At 72.7% G+C, this 12,056-nt stretch carries 9 protein-coding genes; 4 read left to right on the top strand and 5 right to left on the bottom strand.

The annotated features are described in order from the left end of the window. Window positions 1–726: 726 nt before the first annotated feature. Window positions 727–1,191, bottom strand: a complete 465-nt coding sequence (locus HY68_RS40750; RefSeq protein WP_078863618.1) for a DUF3499 domain-containing protein — start codon at window positions 1,189–1,191, stop codon at window positions 727–729. Window positions 1,192–1,417: 226 nt separating this feature from the next. On the opposite strand from HY68_RS40750, the gene HY68_RS15150 reads away from it, so the two are divergent. Beyond that, on the top strand, window positions 1,418–1,846 hold the full coding sequence (locus tag HY68_RS15150; protein ID WP_041989048.1) for a metallopeptidase family protein: 429 nt from the start codon (window positions 1,418–1,420) through the stop codon (window positions 1,844–1,846). A gap of 19 nt (window positions 1,847–1,865) precedes the next feature. Here HY68_RS15150 and HY68_RS15145 read toward each other — a convergent pair whose 3' ends face one another. From HY68_RS15145 to HY68_RS15135, 3 genes are all read right to left on the bottom strand, one after another. Then, window positions 1,866–3,440, bottom strand: coding sequence for a DUF5719 family protein (locus HY68_RS15145; protein ID WP_041989047.1), 1,575 nt, complete (start codon window positions 3,438–3,440; stop codon window positions 1,866–1,868). After that, on the bottom strand, window positions 3,437–7,270 hold the full coding sequence (locus HY68_RS15140; protein WP_041989045.1) for a glycosyltransferase: 3,834 nt from the start codon (window positions 7,268–7,270) through the stop codon (window positions 3,437–3,439). The genes HY68_RS15145 and HY68_RS15140 overlap by 4 nt, the downstream gene beginning before the upstream one ends. A 275-nt stretch (window positions 7,271–7,545) precedes the next feature. Beyond that, window positions 7,546–7,809: a WhiB family transcriptional regulator gene (locus tag HY68_RS15135; protein ID WP_014046372.1), complete on the bottom strand. Its 264-nt coding sequence runs from the start codon at window positions 7,807–7,809 to the stop codon at window positions 7,546–7,548. 682 nt (window positions 7,810–8,491) lie between these two features. On the opposite strand from HY68_RS15135, the gene HY68_RS15130 reads away from it, so the two are divergent. From HY68_RS15130 to HY68_RS15120, 3 genes are all read left to right on the top strand, one after another. Further along, complete coding sequence (locus tag HY68_RS15130) at window positions 8,492–9,004, top strand: cysteine dioxygenase family protein (RefSeq protein ID WP_041989041.1); 513 nt, start codon at window positions 8,492–8,494, stop codon at window positions 9,002–9,004. Between the two features lie 63 nt (window positions 9,005–9,067). After that, window positions 9,068–10,024, top strand: a complete 957-nt coding sequence (gene cofD / locus HY68_RS15125) for a 2-phospho-L-lactate transferase (protein WP_041989040.1) — start codon at window positions 9,068–9,070, stop codon at window positions 10,022–10,024. After that, the gene (locus HY68_RS15120; RefSeq protein ID WP_041989039.1) at window positions 10,021–11,367 is read left to right on the top strand and encodes a coenzyme F420-0:L-glutamate ligase; all 1,347 of its coding nucleotides are present in this window, start codon (window positions 10,021–10,023) and stop codon (window positions 11,365–11,367) included. The genes cofD and HY68_RS15120 overlap by 4 nt, the downstream gene beginning before the upstream one ends. 26 nt (window positions 11,368–11,393) lie before the next feature. Here the strand turns inward: HY68_RS15120 and HY68_RS15115 are convergent. Next, the coding region (locus HY68_RS15115; RefSeq protein ID WP_041989038.1) for a DNA-3-methyladenine glycosylase at window positions 11,394–12,056 on the bottom strand (663 nt) is incomplete at its 5' end.

Here is a 12,056-nt window from a genome sequence, read left to right as displayed (position 1 = left end):
CGCGGCGCCGGGGTGGCGGGCGGACACACAGCAACAACCGCTCCCTGCGCACAGGTCCCTGACCGCAGGCAGGCACGGGGCCGACGCAGGCCGGACCAGCGGCGATCAAGGCGCTCGCCACGCGACGTGGGCAGGCCGTCAGCGCGACCGCCGCCTGAGCGGCGCCGTCCTGCGCGCAGGGACGCACCCCACGCGGGCCAGAGACCAAGTGCGGCAAGCAGCCGTTGGGCGGTGACCGTCCGAGCACACGGAGTCCGGCCGTTCCTTGGGCGGTGCCCCAGCACGCAGGCACGCGGTGCCGGACGGGGCGGTCGCTGCGGGCTCAGGGCAGGGACCGCCCCTGAGCACAGGCCTCTTGCCGCAAGCGGGCACCGAGCGGACCCCGCTCGGGCGACGGCCGACGATGTGGGCAGGTCGTCAGCCGTGCCGTGCCGGCGCGCGGGCACGCCCGCGTGATGGTCGATGCGCGCGCCGGGCGCCGGGGTGGTGATGGGCGGAGGGCAGAGGCCGTCCCTGAGCACGGGCCCCTGGCCGCAGGCGGGGACCAAGCGGACCCCGCTCGGGCGGCGGCGGAGCAGGTGCCAGGCCGTCAGCCGTGCCGTGCCGACCGCGCGGGCACACGCGTGGCACGCGGGCACGGCGCGTGGCAGAGGGAGCGGTCGCTGGGGTCAGCTTGGGTGCCGTGCGGGGGCAGGTGTGGCCGGCGCTGGGCGCGTCGTCGCGGGGTCAGGGTTCCGGGGAGCGCAGGACTCGTAGGTGGCCTCTGCGGCCCACTTCCACCGGGTCCGCTCCTCGGCCGCCCTGGCCCGCCGCGCGTTCCTGGGGGCGGGCCGCTTCGCGTACTGCGTTGGCCAGCGCTTCCAGGTCGTCGCCGCTGGGCTGTGCCGGGGCCGAGCCGTCCGTCAGGCGGACGACCTCCCAGCCGCGTGGCGCGGTGAGCCGCTCGCTGTGTTCCGCACACAGGTCGTAGCAATGAGGCTCGGCGTAGGTGGCGAGCGGGCCGAGGACCGCGGTCGAATCGGCATAGACGTACGTCAGTGTCGCGACAGCAGGGCGGCCGCACGCGGTGCGCGAACAGCGACGTACAGGGCTCACGATGTTGGACGGTACCGCACTCTTGAGCGGGCCGCGACGACTCTCCCCGAGGTCACTCTCCCGTGTCGCCGGGCGAAACGGGGCGTACCAGCGCACCGCCTGACACCTCTGACCTGCGCGAACGGGCGCGTGTTCGGACGGATACCGTCCGTCATCATGTCTCGACTCGGGGCAAATCCAGTCAAGGAAGGCGAGAGCGGCGGTCTTCGATGCGTGGCTCATCGGGCGCAATCTTGGCTGGAATGCTCAAGATGCGACATGGCGGCTCCGGCCACCGTGACCAGCAGCCCCGCATCGCCGGGAGAGCTACCCTGCGTCAGTGATGGACAGTCCTGTACCGCCCCGCCCGACCGAACCGCGGCCGCGCCGGCGCGACCGCCACGGCCGCGGCATGCGCGGGCCGGTCGCACCGCCGCAGGTGCCGCTCTCCGCCTCCCGTTCGGAGTCCTTCCAGGACCTGGTGCGGGATTCCGTCGACCGTTTGGAGCGGCGCTGGCCCCAGCTGGCCGACGTCGAGTTCATGGTCCTTGACGTGCCGGGCACGCAGGACGAGTCGGTGCCGCTCGGCCGCTCCGTGCCCGCCGCCAAGGACCGCCCGGCGCGGATCCTCGTCTACCGGCGCCCCGTGGAGATCCGGACGAAGAACCGCGACGAGCGTGCGCTGCTCGTGCACGAGGTCGTGGTCGAGCAGGTGGCCGAGCTGCTCGGTCTCGCGCCCGAGTCCGTCGATCCCCGTTACGGGCAGGAGTGAACCGGACGGAGCGGCCGGGCTAGTCCAGGATCGACAGGTCCTGCTTCGCCTTCGGTACGGAGACCGTGCCCTTGTCGTCCGGCAGCGTCTGCACCGTGAACATCGAGACGCCGTCCTCCGGCACCGCGAGCGTGCGCGCCGCGTGGACCGGGCCGCCCGACTCCCGTTCGACCGTCAGCGCGTAGGAGCCCTTCAGGCCTTCGGGCACCGGCGGGGCGACGGCCTGGGTCGTACCGGCCTTGATGTCGTACGTCTTCACGGCCGGCTCGCCGCCGCCCGTCCCCGCCGAAGCGGTGACCTTGACCTTCGCCGCGGCGCCCGGCGCCGTCAGGGACAGCGTGGAGCCCTTGGCGCGGTTGTCCGCGACCGTCGCGCGCGCAGCGACGGGTCCGGTCGCCGGGATGAAGGCGATCTCCTGCTTGTCGCCCTTGCCGCGCACGACGCGCAGCGCGGCGACCACCGGGCTCGCCTGGCCCTTCTGCGACTGGCTGAGAATCACCGATCCCGCCTCGCCCTTGGTGACGTCGGCGAGATCGACGGACGCGGTCATTCCGGACTTCACGGTCAAGCTCTCGTGACCGGCCGGGACGATCGTGCCGCCGGGGCCCGCCAGCTGCACCTTCAGGTCGGCGTCCTGCTGCCCGGGCGCGAACGCCACCAGCCGTACGTCGGTCGCGTCCGCCGGGATGCCCGGCAGCACCACCTTGGCGGCGGGGTCGGCCGAAGCGGGCAGCCAGTCGCTGCCGGCCTTCTCGTCGGCGGCGCGCACCACGGCGCCCACCCGGCCGGTGCGGGTGGTCACATGGACGGTCACATCGGCGACCGCCTCGGTGGTCAGGGTGGAGAGCAGGACGGGCACGCTGGAGTGGGCCGGTACCGGGATGCCCTCGCCGACCTCGGACTTGAGGACGCCGGTCTTGCCGTACATCTGGATGTCGACGACGGCGGCCGTGTCGTCGGGGTTGGTGAGGTGGACGTAGTCCTGCCGCGCGTCCTCGGTGCTGGCGCCGGGGAACCAGAAGTCGGTGTCCGGCGGCGTGCAGGTCACACCGAGCAGCCCGCGCGCACCGCCCACGTCGACCGTGGTGGTCTGCTGGGTGGTCCAGCCGGGTGCGAGACGGCCGGTAGCCGTGCCGACGAGGGCCGGCGCGTCGGCGCCGCTGGCCTTGGCCGAAACCGGCTTGCCGGGCTCCTTGAGCGTGACCACCGGCTTCTTCTCGGCGGGCGCCTTGGGCGGCTTCGGCGACTTGGACTTGTCCTTCGGCTTGCCTTTCGTGTCGTCGTCCGAGCCGTCGGCGGGGGCCGCGTCCGTCGGCGCGACGGTGGTCGCCTTCAGCTCGGCCGAGCCCGCGGAGTCCGCCGCCGCCGTCGCGCCGTCGGCGCCCTTCGGGGTGATGGACGTGTACGTCGTGTCGGCGACGTCCGAGAGGCTGGGCGCCGGGCAGAGCGCGCTCGTGCGCTCCACGGGCATCCGGGCCGGCGCCAGGGCCACCGCCGGCTTGCCGTCGTCAGCGGGCCCGCTGAGCGAGGCGAATCCGGTCACGGCCGCGAGGGCGACGGCGGCGGCGATGAGGGAGAGGGTGGCTCGGTTCACTGGTTGCTGCTCCCGTCGGGACGGTGCTGGCTGTCGTGCTCGTCGCCGGTGCCGTCGGGACCGGTGGTGCCTTCGGGGTACGGCTGCTGCTGCCCGTAGCCGTACGGGTCGTACTGCGTCTGGTCGTACTGGGCCGGGTCGTACTGCGCGGGGTCGTACGGGGCAGCGGCCGGGTCGTAGGGGGCGGCGGACGGGTCGTACGGCTGTTGCTGGTACGGCTGCTGGTACTGCTGCTCGCCGTACGCGTCGGGCTGGTACTGCGGGTCGCCCTGGTAGGGCTGCTGCTCGCCCTGGTAGGGCTGCTCGTTCTGGTACTGCGTGTAGTCGGCGCCCACGTACGCGGCGCTGTCCCACTCCCCGTACGCCTGCTGCTGCGGGACCTGCGCGGTCCCGGCCTGCGCCGGCTGCCCGTACGGGTCGAGGTCCGGTGTCTGCGGCGCGTCGGGCTGCGCCGGGACGGCCTCCTGCTGTCCGGTGCCGAAGGCGTCGAAGCCGTCGTTCGCGGCCGTCCGTGCGGGTGCCTCCGCGGCGTCACCGTCGGCTTCTTCGGCCGCTTCCGGGTCGTACTCGGCGCCCTCCGCCTCGGCGGCGGCGCGCAGCCTGCGCGCCCTGCGGCCCTCGCCCGCGACCGGCTGCGCCGGGATCTCGACGTCCTCCTCGGGCAGGTCGTCGTCGACCTCGCGGCGGCGGCCGGGCAGGGCCAGCACAAGCAGCACGAGCGCGAGCAGGCCCTGCGCCCAGACCCAGGCGGTGTGGGTGATCGGCTCGTCGTAGGTGAGATCCAGCCGGCCGCCTTCGGCGGGGAGTTCGAAGCCCTGCGCCCAGCCGTCGACGGTCTTCTTCCGCAGCGTCTTGCCGTCGAGCGTGGCCTGCCAGCCGGGGGCCGCGCTGTCCGCGATCCGCAGGATCCGGCCCGCGTCGCCCGCCGGGATCTTCGTGTGTGCCTCGACGGCGCCCGCAGCGACGGCGAGCGGTTCGCCACCCGCCTTGTCGCCGACGATGGTCGCGCGGGAGATCTGCCGGTCGACGCGCCACAGCGCGCTGCCGTCGAGCTGGCTCAGCCGGCTGAGACCGGGGGTCGCGTCGAGCACGCGGCTCATCTGGCGCGGTGCGCCGTCCCGTACGAGGACGTAGCGGACGGCGAAGCCGCTGAGCTGGTCGGTCTGGTCGGCGCCGGAGCCGGCGACGAGATTCGCGACGACCTTGTCCAGCCGCTCGTCGCTGCCCGCCGCGCGGAGCAGTTCCGCGTCGCCCAGGCGGCTGCCCGAGCCGCGTACCAGGCTGTACGAGACCTCGGCGGGCGAGGTGCCGCCGAGGACCAGGGTGCGCGGCTGGTCGCGGGTGACGGACTCCTCGGCGACGAACGCGGGGACCTGCACCGGGTCGCGGCGCTCCAGCGGTCCCGCCGCTCCGGTGATCATCCAGCCGAACGCGGCGATCAGCGGGGCGAGTAGGGCGGCGATGCCGATGAGGCCGGCCACCGGCTGGCGCCAGCCGAAGCTCTGGCTGGCGACGCGTTCGCGCGCGCCGTCGGCGCCGATGGCGGCGACCGCGATCAGCGCGATTCCGTAGACCAGGGTGGCGGGGCCCGCCCAGTCCTTGTTGTTGGAGAGCACGGCGAAGATCAGGGCCACGACGGCGACGACCCAGCCGACCCGTACGGCGAACTGCCGCTCGCCGCGCAGCAGGGCGGCGAGCGCCGCGAGGACGATGCCGATGAGCAGCGCCCCGCCGACGGCCTTCGGGCCGCCGGGGCTCATGCCGAGCAGGTCGAGCGCGGAGGCGGAGCCGGTGCCGAAGTCCAGGCCCGCCTCGCGCAGGAAGCCGGCGGGGCCGGTCAGCAGCGAGAGCGACCAGGGCGCGAGCAGGATGACCGGGGTGGCGAGGGCGGCCAGCACACGCGGCGCGTAGGCGGTCAGCTCGTCGCGGCGCAGCGCCAGGACGCCGATGCCGAGGACGAGCGCCAGCGGCCAGACGACCGGGGTGAAGGCCATCGCGAAGGTCAGCAGGAAGGCGTACGCCCAGGTGGCGCGCCAGCTGCCCCGGCCCTCGCCGCGCAGCCCGTACGCGGAGACGGCGGTCCTGGCGATCATCGGCAGCAGGATGGCGAGGACGGCCGTGCCGAGCCGTCCGGTCGCCAGTGCGCCGGTGGCGGCCGGCAGGAACGCGTACGCGACGGAGGCCCAGGCGCGCAGCATGCGGGACGTGACGAGCGGCCGTGAGGCGAAGTACGCGGCGACCCCGGCCAGTGGCACGGAGCAGACGAGCAGCAGCGTCAGGGTGAAGCCGGTGGAGCCGAGGAAGATCACGGAGACGGAGGCGAGCACCGCGAGGTAGGGCGGCGCCGTCTGCGTACCGCCCGTACCGACGGCGTGCCAGGCGTCGGCGTAGCGCGACCAGAGGTCGCCGACGCCGGGGGGCGCCGGCAGCAGGGCGCCGCCGGCCAGCGAGCCGCTGCCGAGCAGTCCCCGGCAGGCGACGAGCGAGACGATCAGCAGGATCGCGAAGAGGACGGGTCCCGGCTTCTGCGCGATCTTCTTCAGCCGCGCGAACTGTTCGATCTCCAGGAAGTCGGCGTCGTCCCCGCCGGGGCCCGACTCGACGGCGCCGTGCCTGGATCCGCCGGACTCCGGTTCGCTGCCGGCGCCGAGGCTGCTCGCGACCTGTTCGACGGTGGCTCTGACCGTGGCGCCGGGCGGCGGGAACAGCGGACGCAGTTCGGCGGCGTCGACGACTCCCTTGCCGCGGTGGCGGCGGCCGCTGAGGATCCTGCCCGGCCGCAGCAGGGTGCCGAAGAGGCCCATGACCTCGTCGACGGCCTGCCCTGGCACCTTGCCGACGACGTAAGCGACGGTACGCAGCAGGGTGCCGACGGTGAGCCGCAGCAGCACCCACGGCAGCACGGCGGAGCGTGCGTTGACGAGCATGGTGTAGACGGCACCGGCCTTGTCGACGCGGTGCGGGTTGACGACGGAGCGCCCGGCGCAGTCGACGGTACGGCGCTCACGCGCGGCGGCCTCCGCGTGCCGCAGGACGGCGTCGGGCGCGACGAGCACCCGGTGTCCCGCGGCGTGCGCGCGCCAGCACAGGTCGACGTCGTCACGCATCAGGGGCAGCCGGCGGTCGAAGCCGCCCAGCTCCTCCCACACGTCACGCCGTACGAGCATGCCGGCGCTGGAGACGGACAGCACGCTGCGCACCTGGTCGTGCTGGCCCTGGTCCTGTTCGCGCCGGTCCAGACCGGTCCAGCGGCGTCCGCTGTTGGCGATCGAGACGCCGACTTCGAGGAGCTGCTTGCGGTCGTACCAGCCGCGGAGTTTGGCGCCGACGACGGCGGCGTACTCGTCGGCGTCGGCGACGCGCAGCAGTTCGGCGAGGGCTTCGGGGTCCGGCGCGCAGTCGTCGTGGAGGAGCCACAGCCACTGCACCGGTTCGCCGTGCGGCAGTTCGGGCATGTCGTACGCGTCGTCGCGCCAGCTCCGGGTCTCCGGGTCCCAGCTGCTCGGCCGCTTGAGGTACGGCAGGTCGTCGGGGGTGAGCACCCCGGCGGTGCGGACCGCCTCTTCGACGGCCGTGCCGAAGCCCGACCTGCGGGCCAGATGCAGCACGCGGTCGGCGCCGAGCGACTCGGTGAGGAGCCTGGCCGAGTCGTCGGCGCTGCCGGTGTCGGCGGCGATGACGTTCTGGACGGGGCGTTCCTGACCGAGCAGGCCCGCGAGGGCGTCGGGCAGCCAGCGCGCACCGTCGTGGGAGACGAGTACGGCGGTCACGACGTGCCGCGGGTACTCGGGTGCGGTGGCGGGAACGAACGCGGCTGTGGGTACGGACATTGAGTTAGCGGGCCCTCCGGCCGGGGGGTCGCCCCGTAGGGGCGTGGACTGCGTCTCGGACGGGGCCCCACACTAACGGCTGGACCACAACGGTCCGCCGCCTGCGGGGATGGGGCAGGCGGCGGACCGTGCGTTACGTACGGAGTTGTACCGATTGGTGCGACCGGGCGGGCGTAACGAGATGCCCGGGGTCCGGCGGAACAGTCGGGCCTGGCGTCTGGTCTGGCGCCGGACCGGGCGCCGTATCGGACGTCGGGTCAGGCGTGACCGTCCGATCAGATCGCGGCTTTCTTCAGCCGCCGGCGCTCGCGCTCGGACAGGCCGCCCCAGATGCCGAATCTCTCGTCGTTGGCGAGAGCGTATTCGAGGCACTCGGAGCGGACTTCGCAGGCGAGGCAGACCTTCTTGGCCTCGCGGGTGGAACCGCCCTTCTCGGGAAAGAAGGACTCGGGATCTGTCTGGGCGCACAAGGCGCGCTCCTGCCAGCCGAGTTCCTCGTCCGCGTCCTCGACCAGCAGTTGCTGGAACAGCTCGGTCATGTGCGCCCCTCGTCTGTCTTTGCGTCCCCGTGATGCGGCCGCTGGAGATTTTCGGCCGAACGACACGAGTGAAATTACAAGTGTGTAGCTCCGGGGCAGTCAAGCCGAGTTCTGCTATTGGGCCCGGTATTCACTCTGCGGAACCAAGGCTATGCGGAAAGTGTTCAAATCACCAAAAACCTGACACATGCCACTGGCCTGTCCCGCGCGCACGCTCGCCTGTCCCACTCGTCCCGTTCGCCGTATGTCCCTCTGCGATCTCTTGTCTGAGAGACGACAGGGAGTCCGGTCTTGTTTCACATCCGGCCGGGGAAGCGATCTGGATCACAGCCCGGACACGGGCGTGCGCGGGTGTTTACGTGCGCGGTTGCTGCGCCATGTCTCCGCAGGCGGCACCGCACAAACCTTTCTCCGACCGCTTTAACCGGATGAGGTGAAACATTGCCGCCAAACCGGTCACCGAGTTGACAGCGCGCGAGGGGTTCGCCACCTTTGACCCCATGCCAGCGACCTCCGCGCACACCGCGACCCACCTCAGTGGATACCGCAGCGTTGCCCTGGTCAGCTGTTGCTGTCGCTGTCACGCCGACCGCTGAGGCCCGCCTCCCGCGAGGCCCGGCCCACTCGGTGACCGATCTTCTCTCCGCATCTCTGCTTTCCGCACTCCTGCCGAGGAACACCTGTGAACAGCGACAGCGATCTCCAGATCGCCGGCGACATCCTTGAGGTGCCGCACCTTCTCCAGCCCGCACGTGAGCACCCCGCGACCGTGGCCGAATTCGCCGGCCTCGCGCGGACCCTCGCCGCCGACACCGCGCAGTGGGCGCCGCTCGTCGCGTACGACGCCACGAGCCGGTGGTACCACCGGCTGCGCACCGGGCCCGGTTACGAGGTCTGGCTGCTCTCCTGGGTACCGGGCCAGGGCAGCGGCCCGCACGACCACGGCCCTTCCTCCGGCGTACTGACCGTGCTGCGGGGCGAGCTGACGGAGCGTACGAAGCGCGGCAACCTCACGCTGACGCCGGGGGCGCTGCGGGTCTTCGCGCCGGGGTACGTACACGACGTCGTCAACGACGCGCTGGAACCGGCCGTGAGCCTGCATGTGTACTTCCCTGGGCTGACGGAGATGCCGATGCACCCCGCTCGCACGGCTCCCGCGAAAGCAACCGCCCCACAACGATCAGCCTGCGGCTGACAGCCCACCCGTCGCCCGACCACCACCCCTCAACGATCATCCTTCGGCTGACAGACTGTCCCCATGCGCATTGTGGTTCTGGCCGGCGGTATCGGCGGCGCCCGCTTCCTCCGCGGCCTCAAGCAGGCCGCGCCCGACGCGGACGTCACGGTGATCGGCAACACCGGTGACGACATCCATCTGTTCGGGCTGAAGGTCTGTCCCGACCTCGACACGGTGATGTACACCCTCGGCGGTGGCATCAATGAAGAGCAGGGCTGGGGGCGTACGGACGAGACGTTCCAGGTCAAGGCGGAACTCGCGGCGTACGGCGTCGGACCCGACTGGTTCGGCCTGGGCGACCGCGACTTCGCCACCCACATCGTCCGTACGCAGATGCTGACGGCCGGCTATCCGCTGAGCGCCGTCACCGAGGCGCTCTGCACCCGCTGGCAGCCGGGGGTGCGGCTGCTGCCGATGTCCGACGACCGGATCGAGACGCATGTCGCCGTCGATGTGGACGGTGAGCGCAAGGCGGTGCACTTCCAGGAGTACTGGGTGAAGATGCGCGCCTCCGTGCCCGCCCACGCCGTCGTCCCCGTCGGCGCCGACCAGGCGAAGCCGGCGCCGGGGGTGCTGGAGGCCATCGCCGCGGCCGACGTCATCCTCTTCCCGCCGTCCAACCCCGTCGTCAGCATCGGCACGATCCTGGCCGTGCCCGGCATCCGCGAGGGCATCGCCGAGGCGGGCGTGCCCGTCGTCGGCCTCTCCCCCATCGTCGGGGACGCGCCGGTGCGCGGGATGGCCGACAAGGTGCTCGAAGCGATCGGCGTCGAGTCGACGGCCGCTGCCGTCGCCCAGCACTACGGCTCCGGGCTGCTCGACGGCTGGCTCGTCGACACCGTGGACGCCGGCGCCGTGGCGGAGATCGAGGGCGCGGGCATCCGCAGCCGGGCCGTCCCGCTGATGATGACCGACGTCGAGGCGACAGCGGCCATGGCGCGTGAGGCGCTGACGCTCGCCGAGGAGGTACGGGCATGACGTCGTACCGGGTGCGCGCGCTGCCAGGACTGCCGGAGGTACGGCAGGGCGACGATCTGGCGAAGCTGATCGCCGCCGCCGAACCGGGGCTCGCCGACGGCGACATCGTGCTCGTCACCTCGAAGATCGTCTCCAAGGCCGAGGGCCGGATCATGGAGGCGACCGACCGCGAGGCGGCCATCGACGCGGAGACGGTACGGGTCGTGGCGCGGCGCGGTCCGCTGCGGATCGTCGAGAACCGGCAGGGGCTGGTGATGGCGGCGGCCGGCGTCGACGCGTCCAACACCCCCGCGGGCACGGTGCTGCTGCTGCCCGAGGACCCGGACGCGTCCGCGCGCACGATCCGCGACGGGCTGCGCGACGCGCTCGGGGTGAACATCGGGGTGCTCGTCACGGACACCTTCGGCCGGCCGTGGCGCAACGGACTCACGGACGTGGCGATCGGCGCCGCCGGGGTGCGGGTGCTGGACGATCTGCGCGGCGGCACGGACGCGCACGGCAATCCGCTGAGCGCGACGGTGGTGGCGCTGGCGGACGAACTGGCCGCCGCGGGTGATCTGGTGAAGGGGAAGTCGGCGGGCCTGCCGGTGGCGGTGGTGAGCGGTCTGCCGCAGTTGGTGGCGGACGCCGCCTCGGGTTCGGGGTCGGGGTCGGGTTCAGCCTCAGGTTCGAACTCGGCCTCGGAAGAGGGCGCGCGGGCGATGGTGCGGGTCGCGGCCGACGACATGTTCCGGCTCGGTACGTCGGAGGCGGTACGCGAAGCGGTCACCCAGCGCCGTACCGTCCGCGACTTCACCGACGAGCCGGTCGACCCGGGCGCGGTGCGCCGCGCCGTCGCAGCGGCCGTCACGGCACCGGCCCCGCACCACACCACGCCCTGGCGCTTCGTCCTCCTGGAGTCCGCCGAGTCGCGGACACGACTGCTCGACGCGATGCGGGACGCGTGGATCGCGGACCTGCGGGCCGACGGCAAGTCGGAGGAGTCCGTGGCCAAGCGGGTCAAGCGCGGTGACGTGCTGCGCAGGGCGCCGTATCTGGTCGTGCCGTGCCTGGTGACGGACGGCGCGCACAGCTACGGGCACGAGCGGCGGGACCTGGCGGAGCGCGAGATGTTCGTGGTCGCCATGGGCGCCGGTGTGCAGAACCTGCTGGTGGCCCTCGCGGGCGAGCGGCTCGGTTCGGCGTGGGTGTCGTCCACGATGTTCTGCCGCGATGTCGTACGGGACGTGCTCGACATCCCGGCCGGCTGGGACCCGATGGGCGCGGTGGCGGTCGGGCACGCGGCGACGGCGCCGGCGGAGCGTCCTGGCCGGGACCCGGAGAGCTTCGTCGAGGTCCGCTGAGTCTTTGCCGGGCTGATCCACACGACCTAGAGGTGGGCGATGTTCCCGACGGGCATGCGGGGGGCGCGGCGCTTCGGCGAACGGCCGCTGAGCATGATGAGCCGGGCGGCGCGGTGGCGCTGCCCGGCGTAGGGCGCGAGGAGTTCGAGCATCAGGGCGTCGTCGGCGTCGCGGTCGCCGCCGAGCACGTGGCCGATGATGCCGGGCAGATGGAGATCGCCGACGGTGACGGCGTCGGGGGCACCGTTCGAGCGCTGGATCACCTCCGCGGCGGTCCAGGGGCCGATGCCCTGCACCAACTGGAGCCGCGCCAGGGCCCGTTCGGGCTCCATGGCGGCGGCCTCCTCCAGCCGGCGGGCGACCCGTACGGCGCGCATGACGGTCGAGGAGCGCTTGGCGTCGACGTTGGCCTTGTGCCACTCCCACGACGGGATGAGCGCCCAGGTCCTGGCGTCGGGCATGACGTACATCCCGACGGCGGGTCCTGGGGCGGGCTCGCCGTACTTGCGCACGAGTGTGCGCCAGGCGCGGTACGCCTCGATGGTGGTGACCTTCTGCTCCAGGATCGACGGAATCAGCGATTCCATGACGAGGCCTGTGCGGCACAGCCGTAGTCCTGGGCGGCGGCGCAGTGTGTCGAGGACGACGCGGTGGCGCGGGGTGAAGGCGTCGGGCTCGTCGGCGGCGCC

This window comes from Streptomyces sp. AcH 505 (genome assembly GCF_000818175.1).
In the GTDB taxonomy this organism is placed as follows: Bacteria; Actinomycetota; Actinomycetes; order Streptomycetales; family Streptomycetaceae; genus Streptomyces.
This window is presented reverse-complemented; position numbering and strand designations above follow the sequence as displayed.